Origin of the sequence: Paenibacillus andongensis (assembly GCF_025369935.1) — a bacterium.
Taxonomy (GTDB): Bacteria; Bacillota; Bacilli; order Paenibacillales; family NBRC-103111; genus Paenibacillus_E; species Paenibacillus_E andongensis.
Map to the genome: position 1 here is coordinate 6,128,266 of NZ_CP104467.1, position 17,440 is coordinate 6,145,705.

Consider the following 17,440-nt stretch of genomic DNA (forward strand, 5'->3'; position numbering starts at 1 on the left):
GTTCCATGGGATAACTTCCGCTCGGTTGTGGTTTTTTATGATGTCCTCCGGTCAAGAGACAAAATAAAGGGCTGTCCCAAAAGGTCATAAACCTTCAGGGATAGCCCCTGTTCCATAATTTGTATAAACAAAAAGAAACCACCCCCATGAAATGGAAGTGTCGAAATGGTATCTCCTTTACATTCATTCCTCAATTGGACTGTTTCTAGCCGTGCAAACCTCCTGCCAATCGGGGGGAATGGCGATAAGGTCCAACCGGGATTTGGATTAGGCTGGTTATCCCTATCGGAGGCATCTTGTAGATCTCATCACACAATCTGGCATCAAAACCTAGGAGCGGATGCCCCCCCATCCCGAGAGCGGATGCCGCCAACAGTAAGCGCTGCACGAGCATCCCCGCCTCCATCTGTTGGATGCGGTATCCCCTAAACCCCAGGGCCGATACGTGATGATCCCTGTTCCCCGCCACATGAAAGCATAACGGAACTTGAAAGAGATTCACGTTGTCGGAAGGCATTCCCTGCTGCAGCCTGAGCCGATGATCACCATGACGTATTCGCCGTAACGTATGAGCAGCGCTGTCATAATGATAAGCACCGTCCGGGATGCCCTCAACGTTATACAAACAGCCGTACAGCGAAACGCGTGAAACGAGGTTCTCTTGATCTCCATCCAAATCATTCCGATAATTGAAGGATGCCGTTGCCTCCTGCAGCAGCAAGGCCAGCTGTTCTAGGCTAACCTTGCTCATAACAAAATCACCGTCCGGCGAAAAACGTTTTCGGCTTACGGACGCCAGATCATACAATAACCGCTTTACACGGGGCAGAGCCACTGCTTGATCCTCGCCGTGAAAGATCTTCTCTTCCCCAATTCGCCGTAACGGCCGAAGAGATTCCAATAGGGAAGCTTCGTTCATCTTGATTAACATCGGAAACTCCTTAACCCTCCGGGACCGTATGTAGTGATCATGCTTAACTATTGTCAACTCCCGGCATAATTCGGCGGCAGAGCCTTCCCCCTCATCCGCATTCCTATTGGCAAACCAAGAGATCGCAGGTTCCACCGACAGCGGAATTACCGCATACACGCTCTCCTCTTGTTCCGATACTCCAAGGAGATGATTCACAGCCCGATCAAGGAACTGGAAATACACCCCGGACGCAAAGCCGAACCGCTTTGCCACTTCCAAGAGCTGCCCAATCAATGCACCAGCATCCAGTCCTTGCAGTCGGTAGGAAAAGTTATTGTATTTAAAGAAGTTTTTCCAAAACATGGTCGATACAAAAACAGTACCAAAGCAAGCCGACACGTCACATCGATTGCCAAGAGCCCGAGCCAAAAATGAATCGAAGTTGCCTTCGCGCAGCAACACTAAACGATGGTGCGCCACATCATAATGATATACCCCCGAGGGCAAATCCTCCAGCTTCAGATACACGTATAATTCATTCGGATATAGCGCTCCGCCTGAGGGAACAAACCGCCGATACAACTGCATCAAGCCCATGTTCGGTACCATGGAATTCGAGGCAGGGACTGACTGGGACAATTGAGTGAGCCCGTATATGTACCAGAGAAAATGACCCATACGGCGAAGGTCAGGCAGCACTTGCGCTTCACCGCCTTCTAACGTTAGCGGTACTTCCGGAGATAACGGAACCACAGGCAAACCGCGATAGAGCTTATACGCAAGTGGTCCGTCATCCCAATCCACCACCAAGTCCGGTGGTTTGGTCTTGTCAATATCATAATGCAGATTGTGCAGAAATGCCTCCAGATTCATGCTTCTCCCTCCTCATACAAGGATAAACGACTTCGTCGTCAATTAAGGACGAGCGCGTTTGTCAAGGTTGATGCGAAGCAAAAAGTATAAAACTTATACTTTCTTATCAACTGAACGAGGTTGTGAACCACTCCACGTTTCGATATTTGATACCATAGTTAAAACCTATGGAAACGGATGTGGGTATGGATTGAGACGTTCTATTTTCAGTGGCTCCTTCGTGTACCCGAGCTCCATCGGTACCCTCAATACACGCTCCAACCCTACCACGCGGGTAAATTGATGTCCGAATGTCATCGGCAGCATCCCTGGAATCAGCACTTTCACGCAATGAAGTCCATTTCGCTTAATTTCCGGCGCTGTCAGATCCACCACGATCACATCGAGATTCAATCGACGGAACGCCTTAAGAATGTCCTTCAGATCGTCTGTTAAATCAGCATGCCTTACTTCCCGTTTGAATTCCTCCTCAAACTTTCGCATAGGGCGATTTTCATCCAGCAGAAATTGCAGGCGCTCCTGCGCTTGCGGCAAACCGTACAGCAGTGAATGATCCTCCATCTGCTTCACCTGGGAGGAATCGTGATACATCCGAACATACGCCTCCCGGTTCGCCTCAAATTTCTTATCCAGATTCAGTACCATGCTAGCCAACTCGTGAACCGCGCCTTTCACCGCCCGTACAGGATCAGGATGAGCTCCGGCCGCACAGATGAGATTCACTCCTGTTTGTTTCCTGTTTTTCGCTACCCCCCAAACGCTTGGAATCCCGCTCTCCATCGTCGAGTTAAAGAAATACACATCAAACCCCGCCACGGCTCGTAAACGATCGATCATCAACCGCAATTCTTGGTCGTTAGCCGAATAAGGGTCAAGACGCGGGAGAGACAGCTGCGCATACCAAGTCATCAGGAAAGAATCTCGCTCCACCACTTCCAATATGCCGTAAAAAATCGCTTCCTCCAAACTTCCTCCTAACGCGCAGCCGTTGGAAGACTCGGACACGAAACCATGCCCGCAGCCCATACTGTAATAAGCGAGCTGCTCCGGAACCAGAATCGGTCGCTCTTGCAAAAACGAATAGCCCCATACCCAATTGATGGGCTGGTCAGGATCGAACGTTGTGAACGGAAACCCCGGCTGAGCATACTGTTCCTTCGTGTGCGTCCCTACCTTGACGGGGTCGAGCGCTTGATCTTCCAGATTGCGGAAGCTGCCATGGACTACCGTCCGTTTGCCGCGGGGTGCCAGACCGCAGTATCGTTCTAACCCCTCCAGAATGGCGGTGGGTTCGCTCATCGCATAGGAATGAGTCCGACCTGCCGTCCCCACGTCCTCAGAGAACAACGGCAGATTCACACTGACATCGGCAAAAGGCGACTCAAGGTCAATCATTTTCCCATTCAAAAAGCCAGTCCGGTAATCCAGATAGTCTTTGGTCAGAACTTTATTCAGGTCATCCATCGAACGGGAGCGGTAACTGTCTGAGCTGATCTTCGGACTTGGTTGCAGCGAAACGCGGGCTGCTGTTGATGAGTCATCAGGCAATCGACTACAAACCGGACACAGCGGGTCTGGGAGAAAGAAGTGAAGGGTGCTCTCCAGCGTTTTCAAGTTGATCAAAAACACTTTCTCTGCCGTGTAAACCGGATCGCCTTGTAGCATCCTCCGTGCCTCTACTACCAACAGGTGAGCCATCTGCAAAAGTCCTGTACGCGACGCCCATGCGTCACTCGCCATGCCCTCGTGCGCTGCCAGCCTCATCTGCAGCTCCCGCATCTCCCTGCGCTCACGTCCCGCCATGAGGCGCCGCATGTCTGCGCACTGGGAGCAACCCGGTGTACCCGGGCGAACCAGAGGCCCGATCACGCCCTCACCAAATGAAACGAAGCCGCGCAGCCAAGGAATGCCGGCTGGCTGCAGCTGCTTTTCCGCCTTTTGATGAACGTTAGGATGCCAAGCATCGTGCAGCACCAGAGCCAAATCCACCGCTTTCGGTACTCCTGATTCGAAATCAATTTGACGTACGACCTCGAATTGGGTTGACAGTTCTTCGTACACGCAATCCGCCAACCCCCCATTTCCCACAATCATAACGATAGCGCTCACCGGGATCCCTCCTCTCGCAGCAACACGCCAAACACTCCTACTATTCCCTCTTTCAAAAACGGTTCTGCTGCCAGATCGATAGCCAAGAGCCGCTTACGGTTCCGTTTCAAGACCTGCAAAGCGGACTGAAGAACCTCCGATTTTGCGTTCACTCCACATGAGGGGATCACTTGGTTTAGCGGCAACTGTTCTGCCAAACGCACGGAAGAAACCTCCAACACTTGCGATGTGAGGTGAGCCAGTTGGTTTTGTGCCTCCATCAGAACCTGTTGCAAAGCATCCCGTAACGCCAGGGTTACATTCAAGCCTACACCGCCATACCAGCGATCACTCGTACCGACCCATACCACTGGGAAACCGGACACTTCCTCTCCCAGGCCAATCATCGGTACTCCCTTCATTGTGGTTAAAGCCTGCAAATAAAACTGGCAGTGCTTATCTTCTATCGCAGATAACTGTACTCGAAAGACAGAAGGTAACTGACACGCCAGTTGCTTGCTCAGTATCTCGGACAAGCACTTTTGCAACCCCCGGCCAATACCTTCCGCAACCGTTTCTCCCGCTCCGACACCGATGAATTCCTGCGGTTCAATCCTGCTGCCATCTGATTCCTTTTGGGATGGAAGTGCAGCAACGAGCAGGCCGACCATTCGCGACACATACGCTTCAATCCCGGCTAGCCCCGCTTCCCGCCTTGCTCCCTCATGCGTAAGATCAGTACAAACAAGGTCGGGCAGCAGCCCCGCCGGCCCTTCCGATAGCGGATCGACTGCCTGTACGCGACACTGCGAGAGCGGCAGCTGCTTTAACTCCCCCTCCTCCCAAATATGGAAAATCCCTGATTCCGCCGATGTCAACCTGCTGAAGTAAGGAAGTAATTCGTTTTCACTTTTGCTTGACCTCCGTTCGAGCTGCAGTTCGAAATCGTGAATCCATTCTGCTGCGATGCGTCCGGTCACAAGCGGATGTGGCATGAACGAATGCCATCTTCCTTCCAAAGTCTCCAGATTAAGCAGGAAGATCTGATTACTAAACCCCGAATCGTTCGCTCCCGTAATTTTTTTAAATAATTCAAACACGTTTACATTCGCTAACATCGCTCCCGCTGTGGAAGAAAAGGTGTGCAGCTGAGGGTCTTTACGAATCGCGGATTCGTGTAAGCTGCGCCACGCTGACTCCCAGCATCCCTCAAAGTCCGGATGCACGAGCGGACCCGCAAGTCCCACCTGCTGTAGACACACTGCTGGAAGAAACGCTTTCTTCTCCTCTCTGCAAACCGCATGAAGAATCCGCAGTTCCTCTATACCACCCTCCTGTGACACAAACAAAATCGAATCAAACGGTCTCACAGCCTCCCGCCAACTACTAACCCCTTCCTTCTGCAGGATAACCTCCTCTATTGCCACTTCCGGGTCCGTTCTACGGGCATGAGCCGCCAGTTCCAGCAACCGCTCCCGATCAGTCGGCTCTGAGCCCGAAACTAATACGTGAAACTTGGGCAATCCGGATGCAAGCAGCGCAGAAATGACCGAGAGCAAAAATGGGCCTGAACCCACCGTCAATACTTTAGCCTGACGATAGGACTGAAACCGGTACGCACCCGAATGACCGAAATTGTCCAAAAATTCAATTTGAGAAGCATATTTTTTGAGAACCTCTTCCGGCAATTGATGTGGTATATCTTGGCTCACATCCCGAACAAAGCCATTACGATACAACATTTCTGCAATTCTATATACCTGGTTCCGGTGTTGGTCCGGCAATCCGTCTGTCAAATCCTCCAACCTATGTTCCCCGTTAAATATCGGCAGCAATTTTTCAATCCACTGATCGATTAATTCTCCTTCCATACGGAACGAGCTTACATTGTTTCGAAAATACACACTACCGTTTGGATTAGGGAGAAAAAACGTATCCCTTTTCACCTTCAGTCGCATCGAAGGGTTCAAATTTATCATTTTATTCCTCCTCCGTAAGCTATTCCCGACATGCCCCAACTCTTCACAAATAATCTTATGTACAGCTATTTGTCCCTCATGTCTTATTCTTTAAGGAAAGCCCCTGCAGCCAGTCTGCAGGGGCTTATCTCTACTCATTAGGTATCCACTGTTTCCTTCTGGAAGCTAGAAACAACGGGCAAAACCATCTCAATGTCCTCAACGATGGCAGTTATGGCAGTTATGGCAGTTATGGCAGTTGTGGCAATTATGACAATTATGACAGTTGTGGCATTGATGACAGTTGAAACAATTGAAGCAATTGAAGCAATTGGCGCAATTGAAGCAATTGGTGCAAACGAAGCAAACGAAGCATAAACGAGCATCTTGCTGGCTTTGAGCGTTCCAAGGTGTCGCCTCGCTCGCCTTGAACTCGGAAACATTCAACTTCTTTAAATCATTTTGAAAATCATTCATTTTTCCAACCTCCGCTTAATAGATAGTTGTGCCGGCAGCGAATAATCAGGAAACAACTTCCCCTGTGAGATCCGCCAATTTATTGTGTACTCCCATGACAACATATGAATTCAGTTCCGCTCTTGTTACTGATCTAAATGCCTATATTTACTCTGAAAATAGAAAAAAGGAGCCTAGCCATGTGTAACTGGCTGAGCTCCTTTTGCTTTTCGTTTTTGCGGAATTACAACACGGAGGGTGTATGACTTTTTTAGCTATTTTAAACTAGCAAAGGAGTAAACATGCGGCTTGTGCAGCATAACAGGCAATTAAGCAAGGTGGGAACAATACAGAGCAAGCGGCAGCACAGGCAGCTCCTGCGGCAATACAGGCAATCTCACATGCTCCTTGCGGTGGTAATTTATCCAAGAAGGCTTGGACTTCTTTGGATAATTTGTTTGAAACTAGACGCAGGGCCCTCTCCAGTTGAGGACTAACCGTTATTGTTAACGTGCCTCCGTTTTTAAATTTGATAGAGTCGGGGCCTTTACATTTCCCTTTACTACATCGAATGGTGAAGGGAACGATCTGCTTCCCATCGACATTTCCGCTAACATTCGTTGTGTCTCCATTCGTCGTAATACGAAATCTAGCAGTCGTAAGTCCTCGAATTTCTTTGCCGAAAAAAAGAGTAACAATTGTGGTCTTATTGTTTACTGCCCTTGTCCTAATTGTCGCAAGTTTATGGCCGTTCAGCCGGAAATCTATCAGGTTATTAAACACCCCGCGATCCGGATTCAATATAGATAAGAAAGCTTCATTCAGAGTACCCACACCTTTTGTACTAACACTTGTGTTAGCAAAAAATACACTAGTTCCATTTACCCGTTTTAATTGAACTGTCATTATACAACGCCTCCTTTTTCAAGATATCTTATGTGAAAAAAGGAGGTGTAGATTGGGGTGGAGCCTGTACACAAGATAATTGAGGAGCGTGCACCTGAAGTGAATTAACCTATGAATATTTGAAAAGAACAAAAGTCATAAGAGTGTAATTATCAATGTGCTAGATTCTTTCCCCCAAGAATTTGATCGATAAGATCCAATTCTTCTTGCGTGAAGGTAGGCTGCTTCAAGGCTGCCACATTATCATCAAGCTGACTCACTTTACTTGCCCCGATTAATGCGGAGGTAACGTATCCCTTGCGAAGGACCCATGCTAGAGCCATTTGGGCAAGACTTTGCCCGCGTTCCGATGCTAATTTATTCAGAAGTCGAGACTTGGCAATCTTCTCTTCGGTAATATCCTCAGGTCGCAGGAACACACTGCCACCTGCAGCACGGGAGTCCGCCGGAATGTTCTCCAAATAACGGTCCGTCAGAAGTCCTCTGGCTAGCGGACTATAAGCGATGGACCCCACACCTTCTCTTGCCAAAATGTCTTGCAGACCCTGCTCCAACCGTCTTTCGAACATCGAATAGTGTACTTGATGAATGATGAACGGAGTACCGAGACCTTTCAATATAGCTGCTGCTTGCTCCGTTTGCTCCGCATTGTAATTGGAAACACCCACATACAGCGCTTTTCCCTGCCTCACAGCCTGATCCAAGGCACCCATCGTTTCTTCCAGAGGCGTCTCAGCGTCGAAACGGTGCGAATAATAAATATCGACATAGTCCATGCCTAGCCGTTTCAAGCTCTGGTCAAGGCTGGCGAGCATGCTTTTGCGGGAGCCCCGCTCCCCATAAGGACCTTCCCACATGCGATAGCCTGCTTTGGTTGCAATAATCAGCTCATCACGGTATGGCTGAAGATCCTTCTTCAGAATTTGTCCGAACGTTTCCTCCGCTGAGCCAGCTGTTGGACCATAATTATTCGCCAAATCAAAATGGGTAATCCCCAAATCAAACGCATGGCGCGCCAGAGCCCTGCTGTTCTCGAATAGATCGACACTTCCAAAATTGTGCCATAATCCGAATGAGATCGGAGGCAGCTTAAGGCCGCTCTTTCCGCTTCGGTTATAAGGCATTTCTGCATATCTTCCTTCATTAGCTAAATAGTTCATCGATGATCCTCCTAATGTGCGTGCCATTTTTAGTTCTATAAGATAGAGATGGTTGCGAGGCCCGAGGCCGGAATCGCAAGCTTATGAATGCCTGATGTTAGCGTGGCAGTCAGCTCCTCCACAATGTCTCCGCAGCAATTTTTAATAATCACTTTCGCAGCTCCAATTTCACCAGTAACCTCTAGATAGAGTCCATCCTGTCTTCTGCCGTTCACCACGATCCACTGGGACAGCGGCACCCCTGCATCTATAGGCACAATTCGCTCATGATAAGCTACCATAATCCCTCTATCCTCTTTAAAAGCACGGACTAGCGGATACAACAGCTCCGGATTCAAAGGCTCAATACGACCGTCTAATAGCAAATCACGGTTCTCCTTCCAGAAGGAAAGCCAATATTCGAGCATCTTCAAATGGTTGGAAGGCAGTTTATCCAAGAGGACGGATACTTGAGGCACAGAAAACAGACAGTTAATCAACTGTAAAGCGGCGCTTTCCACGGGTTCCTCCGGGTGCCACATGATCATATCGGCATGAGCGGCCGTATCTCCGCAGATTAGCCTGATGTCCAGCGTCCGCACTCGGTTTTGGATACTGTCGTTCGGACAATCGGATGCACGGAACATATTGCCGTATTTGCGCATGGCAGGCCCGATATACATTTGGCGGAATTCAATCATGATATCGGGATTCAATTCTCTCAATCTGCCGATTGAGTCCGTCAATAGGCGGTCCACAGCTTCCGGTATGGACTCATAATCCTTGCCGGGGACAGTTGAGGGAAGCTGCAGCTCAGGTGAATAGAACGTATCAATGAAATCAAGCTTGAAGCCGTCCAAGCCCCATTCTTTTACCGCCGCTTCATATTTATTAATGATATACTCCCGGACATCTGGGTACCTCGGATCGAGCACGGCTGCTCCGTGATTTTCGTTAAATCGCAGAATCTTATTACTGAAGCGATCCCACACCTTACTGTATTTGCCGATAAAAGGAACCGAGTACCAGAGGATAAACTTCATGCCTAGCTCATGAACCGCATCGACATGCCGCTTCATATCGGGGAATTTGCCCTCATAAGTCTCCCAATCGCCGCAATACGCATACCCCCTGCGGTTATCTTCCGTCTGCCAGCCATCATCCACGATAACGGCTTCCATCCCCAACGTCTTAGCGATTCGGCACTGCGCTTCGATATGTTTATCTGTTACATTTTGGTGCATACTGTACCAGGTCGAATACATCGGTTCCTTGGCAGCCACAGGAACGAACGCTGGACGATATTCCGGCATCGCGCTCCACCACTCTTGAACACCCTGAAGGCTTTCATAATATGGAACATCTCTCGTATCTACGAGAAGCTTCGCCTCATAGGAAGTGAATGACGCCGTCGTTTCTGTAAACAATTGGACGCGGCAATGGAAATCAGCCGTTTCCTCGCTTATGCCTCCCGAGTAGTGAACCGTATTAAGTGCATCCGAATAAGCAAATGTCAGCCTATTGCGGCCCTCCGCATTAAACAAGGCGTAAACAGGAGCCGACGCAGCCGCATTGGAACGTAAAGTGCGCATCCAATCGGCCTTAAAGCTCTTATTCCGGTCCTGGGCCGGATGCCAACTTCCCTGTATGTCACAAGCGGGATGCGACCATTGAAGTGTTAAAGCGGGAGGCGTCAGCGCCTCCACCGCTTCCAATTGCAGCGAGATGAGATCGATTCCCTCCTGCAGCTTTTTCGTAGAAAGCGTGACGGCAAACCCATGATCCTCGCCCGATAAAGTAAAGGTATGGGAATCCGTCGCTATGATTTTGTTCATACGGCGTCCTCCTGCTGTTGATTCTTATGACGATTCGGGCCTGCATGGCACCACACGGTGACAATCGGATCCTCCGTACTTGAATTGAGGTGATGATCCTCGCCGGGTTCAACAATCACGATATCCCCGGTAATAACCGGAATATGCTCCCCGTTAATTTCCATCGTTCCGGTTCCCTGCAAAATAAGGAACGCTTCACAATCCCCGTGGACATGATAGTCTCTTCCATCCGGTCCATCGTTCGTATGACTGCGCTCTCCCCGTTTCGCGAAAGAAAGACCGCCTGAAGATAAATAAGCACCTGGTAATACATCCTGCAAAATGTGGCCGTTCTTCTTATCCTGCAAATCGCTCAAACGCAGCTTTTTCATCTTGTCATTCCTCCATTTTTAAGCGGTAAAGGCGGCTTCGGAAATCGCCTTTCCAGATCGGTAAATTTAGACCCAAATGCATGAGCTCATCCCCGCCAAAGATTTCCACACCATCGTCTTGGTTTTCCGCATCGTATAGTATGTAATTACTCTCTGCCAATAAGCCCTTTAATCGCAGTTTTCTGAGAGGCGCGTTCGGCTCCGACAGCACTTGAAAAAAAGCGACTAACGCTTCCTTCTTATCCTCGGAAACAAACATCCAAGCAGCACTAACGTGTTCAAAAGGGCTGATCAATCGGTAAAATTCGCCGAATTGGATCAAAGGCCGCAATTGTTTATAAAGCGCAACTTGCTTCTTCACGGCTTCCTTATCCGCTTCCGTAAATGCGGTTAAATCCAGCTCATAGCCGAAGTTACCCGACATCGCGACATTCCCCCGCATATCGAGCGGGGTCGTACGATGCACCTGATGGTTAGGAACTGCGGAAACATGCGCGCCCATCGTGCTGATTGGATATACAATACTCGTTCCATATTGAATTTTCAGCCGTTCAACGGCATCGGTATTATCGCTCGTCCACGTCTGCGGCATATAGTAGAGCATCCCAGGATCGAACCGTCCGCCACCGCCTGAGCAGCTTTCGAACAACACATTCGGGAATGCCGAGGTTATCCGCTCCATCACTTCGTAAAGTCCGAGCATATACCGATGCGCCGTCTCACGCTGCCGCTCTGGCGGGAGCTGGGCGGAACCGATTTCCGTCATATTGCGGTTCATATCCCATTTCACATACGTGATAGGGCTGCTCGCAAGTATATCGGTAATGACCGTAACGATGTAATCTCTTACATCTTGGCGAGAATAATCGAGAATCAACTGCTGCCTCGCTTCGGTCCTCCGGCGGCCTGGCACGTGCAGGCACCAGTCAGGATGGGCCCGATACAGGTCGCTATCCGGAGATACCATCTCAGGCTCAAACCATAGACCGAACTCCAGCTCCTGCTGCTTCACACGGGTTACCAAATCTGGCATGCCTTGTGGGAGCTTGTTACGATCAACGAACCAATCTCCGAGTGAGCTTTTATCGTTGTCACGCTTGCCGAACCAACCATCGTCCAGCACGAGAAGTTCTAAACCGAGCTCCTTGCCGACTCGCGCAAGCTCTTCAATTTTATCCGCGTTGAAATTAAAATAAGTAGCTTCCCAGTTGTTGATGAGAATCGGCCTATGACGATCGCGGAATTGTCCACGGCATAACCGTGTGCGATACAGCTTGTGATACGTGCGCGACATCCCTCCGATGCCATCCGCGGAATAGACGAGAACCGCCTCCGGCGTTTGGAAGGTTTGCCCTGGCTCCAAGAGCCAAGAAAAATCAAACGAGTTGATGCCCATCACCACGCGCGTCGTTCCGTAAGGATCCACTTCGGCTTGAGCAACAAAGCTGCCGCTGTAGACAAGACTGAATCCATAGGCTTCTCCTTGGTCTTCATTCGCTTGCTTGGAAAGCAGAGCCATAAAGGGGTTGAGCGAATGGCTGCTGGATCCCCGACGGCTTTCAATCACAGACCCGCCTGTTAGAATGGGGCGTCTTTCGATATGACGCTCACGCGCCCATGTGCCTGATAAATGAAGCATATCGAAATCGCACCGGGAGATATCGATACCGAAGCTCAGTGCTCGAAGCAGCTTGATCGACTGATAACCCACATTCATGAACCGAACAGACCGAGTTATCGCATCCAAATCGCGAAATACAGTATACGTGAGAACGACCTTCAACCCGATCGTCGAATCGATCAACACGATATCGATACTCTCCGCTTCGCTGTCATCCTCCGTATAGGTGGACGGCAGTCCCTCTAACCGCGCTTTTCCCGAATAAATCCGGTGAGACTCATAGACGAGTTCGCTGACCGTCGTCCCGTTTTCCAACTGAACCTGATAGGCCGGAACGCGAAAATCACTTCCTCCGTACGCCGGAAATTCCTGCGGCAATGTGTCCAAAGACAGCGTTAGATCACTTGGGTCCGTGGACGGCGAGAAAGAGCAGCGACGTCTAATAGCGAGTAAACTTCCCGGATTCGTTCCCCGTATTTGGCGGCCCCAATGAACGTGAGCCAAATATTTGGATTTGATCAGTTGCATGATATAGCTCGACGACTTCCCTTGAAGATGGAAAGTTTGCGAATTCGAATCAAACACAATCCCCATAATTCCGCGTCTCCTTTTATGTATTAAACCTTTAGATGTTTCCAAGTACCGCGCTTGAACCTAAAATAAATCAAATTAGACCTAAGAAATTGATCACAAGCAACGGCACTCCATAAACCGATCATGCCCCAATGAAAGATATAAACAAATAAATAACTAAGAACAACCCTTATTCCCCACACGCCAATGAATGTCGAATATAAGGGATAGCGAGTATCTCCTGCTCCTCTTAAAGCTCCTCCAAGTACAAACTGCGATATTTGAGATACCTGGATAAATCCTACGATCCGAAGAGCCCAAGCCCCTTCACGAATAATCGTCTCATCATTCGTATATAGCATGAGGATAAGAGGAGCGAACAAGATGAATAGCGTTCCCATAAATCCAGCCACGAACATGCCGTACTTTCTGACTTGCCACACATATCGTTCAGCGAGGTCGGGTTTGCTTACGCCAAGTGTTTGCCCAACTAGCGTAGAAGCTGCGATGGCAAAAGCAGCCCCCGGCATAAACGAGATCCCGATAATGCTCGTTACAATTTGTGATGCCGCGACAGCAACCGTCCCCAGTCCAGCACAAATTTTCACAAACGTCATAATCCCTAAACGCATAATGAGCTGCTCCAGACTGCTCGGAATCCCTATCTTCAACATGCGTCTGATCATAACCTTATCCAACCGAGTTATATCCGACAAACCGATGCGGACTGCAAATCTTCCGCTGAACATAACGGCTATAAAGCAAATCATAGCTCCTGTCTGAACTACTAAGGTGGCGATTGCCGCCCCCGTAATGCCCATTTGCGGAAAATCGAGGTGACCGTAAATCAGCACGAATCCGAGGCTCACATTGACGCCCCCTGACAGCACGTTGATTTTCATCGGAGTCCGTGTATCTCCTGCACCTCGCAGAATAGCGGATAATGCAGACGAGATAGAGGAGAATCCAATGGAGAAAAACATTAACTTCGCATATGACATTCCATATTGCACGACCTCAGCACTGGCTCCCATCAAATGGAGCATGCTCTTCGCAAAGGTGACGCCGAGCGTAACAATAAGGACAGACAGGACGGTACCGAGCAGAAGCGACTGCCCTGCGGCCAGATTCGCGTCCTCCATCTTTCCCGCTCCCGTGGAACGGGCTACGATAACCGTTGTTCCTGTATTTAGCGCTGCAAAAAGGACGGTCAATAATAAATAAGGTTGGCTTGTTAAGCCCACAGCTGCTACCGCAATGGCCCCAAGGTGTCCGACCAGGATCATCATCACCATTTGGGTCATATTCATGAGCAGCATTTCCGTCAAAGATGGACCTGCCAGTTTGAAAATCATCCGGCGAACAGCCTTTTCATCCTGCGGATCAATGGAGGCGGATTCACTGAATAACTCTAACCCTGCACTCATGGCCGGCCCGCCATCAGATATTCCATCCAGGCAAATACGCTTTCGTATTTTGCAGCATTCGATCAAACAATACTTCCGCATCGTTGATATCGATATTCACAAGCGGATCGTTCATAAATGCCTTGAAAGCTAAGTCTTTGTCCTTTTGAAGAGCCGCCTTCAAAATAAGCTCCTGATTCATCGTATGCTGCAAGACCAGATTACCCACTTCCATCGGAAGCTCACCCGCATAGACTGGACGCAAACTGTTCGCTGAGAATACAGCGTTCGTTTCTACAACCGCTCCCAGAGGAATTCCCTTCATTTGTCCCACGTTGGGAACGTTAATATTGGTTACGAATTGTTCAAGTCCGATTAGACCTTTTAACTGTCTGACCTCTTCTTCTCCTGATGCCTTGAGCGGCAGCTTCTCCTCGGAACGTAGCAGCTTCCCGTAAAAAAGCTCTGTTGCCGCCTGCTTTTCAACACGACTTTGGACCGTCGTTAAGCCGAACTTCCATGATCGAACCGTCTCCGGATCTTTCAAATACCAAGGAGGCATGAATTCCGCCAAATGGCGATCACCTGCCGCTGCAATAACGCCATAGCGCCGAAACAAATCAAACTTCACGCGGTTAGCGGCCGTATACGTGTTCGTGACCCAGGCATCTTTGTTGTGCTCAAATCCGGATTCATAGTACTTATCAACAAACTTCCGATACATCGGAAATAAATCCATATTTTGATACGTCGCTTGATCGATCCAAGTAAAATGATTAATACCCAGCACATTCACCTTCACTTGATCGCGCGTTACACCCTCAATCCCTTCCATATCGCGCAGCATACGAATCAAAAGCCCTTGCGCACCGAATATCTCATGGCAGCATCCAAGTGCTTTTATTTTTGGAAACACTTCAAAAAGCGTCCGCGTACAGAGTGTCATTGGATTCGTGTAATTAAACACCCAGGCATTCGGTGAAAAGCGCTCAATCGCTTGCGCGATTTCCACATACATGGGAATGGTGCGCAGTGCTCTGACAAGACCCCCAGGTCCAGTCGTATCGCCAACGGCTTGATAAATGCCGTATTTTTCCGGTTCATGCACATCGGATTCCATCTCCCGGAATGTGCCAGGAAGTATCGAGATAAACACAAAATCGCATCCGCTAAGCGCCTCTTGGAGCGTCGGATACGCCTTGTAAGTCCATTTGGATTTCGTTTCCGCATAATCGGAAACCGAGTTTCCCAGCTTTTCATTATTTTTGGCCTTGCTGTAATCAAGGTCGTACAAACGAACAGTGCCCGACAATTGACCATCAAGCGCCAGATCGGCAATCAGATTTTTCGCCCAATACATCGAGCCTCCACCAATATAAGCGATTTGGATATCGCTGACTTTCTCATTAGCAAATTTCATATTGCCCCTCCTTCTTGTCTTGGAACCGTCTTGCATACGTACCAGTATAGAAAACAATTCCACATTGCGGGATGGCAAAAATTAAGTCATGTTGTGGTTTTTTACACTTTTTCAGACACTAACGACTAAGATCAGACGACTAGATCTTACCACCTGCGGTCTTGTATTTGGATGTATTAATTTAATGGACTATTGTAGTAAATTACGATAGTTAACATGCAGATTGCAGACCAAGAGTTTAATTCCGCGAGAGGCGATTTCATTGGAGTAAATCCAATAGAAGTCCCTCACCGGACGATGAATCAGCCATTTGGTTGGATAATATCCAATGGAATGGCGATTTTCAGAGCTTGATAGAGCATTTGATTGGATTTAGTCCAATGGAGATGCATTTTCCGTCATAAAAATCTAATCGGATGAGCAAAAAGGCTGCCCCTCAAGTAGGTAGATCTATCTACTTGAGGGGCAGCCTTATTTAAAGATAAAGCGTCTATAGCAGACGCTGTAAACGTAGGATCGTGAATCGGTTGCGCACGAAAAGCGCATCCTGCAGGGACGCCTCCACCAGCTCCGGCTCCACACCGAGCTGCTCCGGCGTTACCGGTCCCTGCACGGCCTCGAGCCATGCGATGAGCTGCGATGGCAGCGGGACCGCTCGGGCGATGGCCTGCACATCGCCCCACTTCTCCGCGATGCGCGCCTTCAGCGCGTGCGCATCCACAGCCGTGCCATTCGCCGGAAAATTCTCGGCGATGACCTGCTCGGCCATGTCCCCATAGACCTGCCGGATGCGCACCGCATCCGCAAGCTCGCTGGGGACTTGGCCTTGCGCTAGGCGCGCAGCGGCCGCGTCGGCCGTGAGCCCTCGCAGCGCCTCATAGCGCTGTGCCATGAGCACGGTCGCGACGCCGACCTTCGCGCCGTGCAGCAGCGCCCGGCGGCGCTGCTGCAGAAGCACCATCTCCCAATAGTGGGAGAGATGGTGCTCAGCCCCGGAGGCCGGCCGCGAGTGGCCGACCAAGAGCATGGAAAGGCCCGATAGAATCAGGCCTTCCATCAAGCGAAGCAAACCGAGATCGGTGCGCTGCGCGATCTCGTCCAAATGAGCCGTGCAGAGCTCCACGGCCTCCAGCGTCAACCGAGCGCTCAGCTCGCAGTAGTGCTCGCCGAGGAGCACACGGCCTAGCGACCAGTCGGCCAGCGACGTGTGCTTGCCGAGCATATCGCCGAGGCCGGCCGCGATCATCGCCTGCGGCGCCTTCGCCAGAACCGCGAGGTCGGCGAAGATGGCCTCCGGCGCGCAGGCCGGGATCGTCATCTTGAAGCCGCGGATGATGAGCGGCGCGCCTACTGACGCAAAGCCGTCCACTGACGGCGCCGTCGGCACAGACAAGAACGGCCGCTTCGTGCGATGCGCCACGAAGCGCACGATGTCGTGGACGGTGCCCGCGCCCACGGCAACCAACACCTTGGATGAAAGCGGCGTGTCCAGCATCACCTGGACAATCGCTTCTTCATCGGCCGCCACTTCCCCCATCGCGTTCTCACGAAGCACGCTCAGGCTCACCTTCACCTGCGCGGCTTCCAGCAGCACGCGCAGCTTCTCTCCAGCCGCTTGATACGTCCTCCCGTCCGCGACAAGCGTCACTTCCCCATAGCCGGCTTCTTTCACATACCCGGCTACCTGAACTAGCGCCTCCCGTTCAATAACAATGCTCCGAATCGGCACTTCATGCCGTTGACCACATGCACATTCGAAGCCTCGTCCCAGCCAGGCATCCAAAATCTCACTCATCCCACTCGTCCTCCTCGGTCCCGTTGTTCTACTCGCTCCAACATGTACGTACAAGTGATTCTTCCCCTATTCTAACAAAAGCTATG

Annotated in this window: 12 protein-coding genes; all 12 read right to left on the minus strand. The window is 50.0% G+C overall.

Going from position 1 to position 17,440, the window contains the following annotated elements:
* Nucleotides 1-205: 205 nt before the first annotated feature.
* The gene (locus NYR53_RS27400) at nucleotides 206-1,786 is read right to left on the minus strand and encodes a SagB family peptide dehydrogenase (RefSeq protein WP_261302258.1); all 1,581 of its coding nucleotides are present in this window, start codon (nucleotides 1,784-1,786) and stop codon (nucleotides 206-208) included.
* Between the two features lie 165 nt (nucleotides 1,787-1,951).
* On the minus strand, nucleotides 1,952-3,880 hold the full coding sequence (locus NYR53_RS27405) for a TOMM precursor leader peptide-binding protein (RefSeq protein ID WP_437180202.1): 1,929 nt from the start codon (nucleotides 3,878-3,880) through the stop codon (nucleotides 1,952-1,954).
* 11 nt (nucleotides 3,881-3,891) lie between these two features.
* On the minus strand, nucleotides 3,892-5,853 hold the full coding sequence (locus tag NYR53_RS27410) for a putative thiazole-containing bacteriocin maturation protein (RefSeq protein WP_261302260.1): 1,962 nt from the start codon (nucleotides 5,851-5,853) through the stop codon (nucleotides 3,892-3,894).
* A 198-nt stretch (nucleotides 5,854-6,051) separates the two neighbouring features.
* Complete coding sequence (locus NYR53_RS34720) at nucleotides 6,052-6,309, minus strand: heterocycloanthracin/sonorensin family bacteriocin (RefSeq protein WP_496197762.1); 258 nt, start codon at nucleotides 6,307-6,309, stop codon at nucleotides 6,052-6,054.
* A gap of 264 nt (nucleotides 6,310-6,573) precedes the next feature.
* Complete coding sequence (locus NYR53_RS27420) at nucleotides 6,574-7,194, minus strand: hypothetical protein (RefSeq protein ID WP_261302262.1); 621 nt, start codon at nucleotides 7,192-7,194, stop codon at nucleotides 6,574-6,576.
* Nucleotides 7,195-7,346: 152 nt separating this feature from the next.
* On the minus strand, nucleotides 7,347-8,354 hold the full coding sequence (locus NYR53_RS27425; RefSeq protein WP_261302263.1) for an aldo/keto reductase: 1,008 nt from the start codon (nucleotides 8,352-8,354) through the stop codon (nucleotides 7,347-7,349).
* A gap of 35 nt (nucleotides 8,355-8,389) precedes the next feature.
* Nucleotides 8,390-10,168: a glycoside hydrolase family 36 protein gene (locus NYR53_RS27430; protein ID WP_261302264.1), complete on the minus strand. Its 1,779-nt coding sequence runs from the start codon at nucleotides 10,166-10,168 to the stop codon at nucleotides 8,390-8,392.
* Entirely contained in the window at nucleotides 10,165-10,539 is a 375-nt protein-coding gene (locus NYR53_RS27435) for a cupin domain-containing protein (protein ID WP_261302265.1), read from the minus strand. The genes NYR53_RS27430 and NYR53_RS27435 overlap by 4 nt, the downstream gene beginning before the upstream one ends.
* 4 nt (nucleotides 10,540-10,543) lie before the next feature.
* On the minus strand, nucleotides 10,544-12,754 hold the full coding sequence (locus NYR53_RS27440) for an alpha-galactosidase (RefSeq protein WP_261302266.1): 2,211 nt from the start codon (nucleotides 12,752-12,754) through the stop codon (nucleotides 10,544-10,546).
* Nucleotides 12,755-12,777: 23 nt separating this feature from the next.
* Nucleotides 12,778-14,160, minus strand: coding sequence for an MATE family efflux transporter (locus NYR53_RS27445; RefSeq protein WP_261302267.1), 1,383 nt, complete (start codon nucleotides 14,158-14,160; stop codon nucleotides 12,778-12,780).
* Between the two features lie 13 nt (nucleotides 14,161-14,173).
* Complete coding sequence (locus tag NYR53_RS27450; RefSeq protein ID WP_261302268.1) at nucleotides 14,174-15,559, minus strand: family 4 glycosyl hydrolase; 1,386 nt, start codon at nucleotides 15,557-15,559, stop codon at nucleotides 14,174-14,176.
* A 490-nt stretch (nucleotides 15,560-16,049) separates the two neighbouring features.
* Nucleotides 16,050-17,354 (minus strand): sn-glycerol-1-phosphate dehydrogenase, encoded by a 1,305-nt coding sequence (locus NYR53_RS27455; protein WP_261302269.1) that lies wholly within the window; start codon nucleotides 17,352-17,354, stop codon nucleotides 16,050-16,052.
* Between the last annotated feature and the right edge of the window lie 86 nt (nucleotides 17,355-17,440).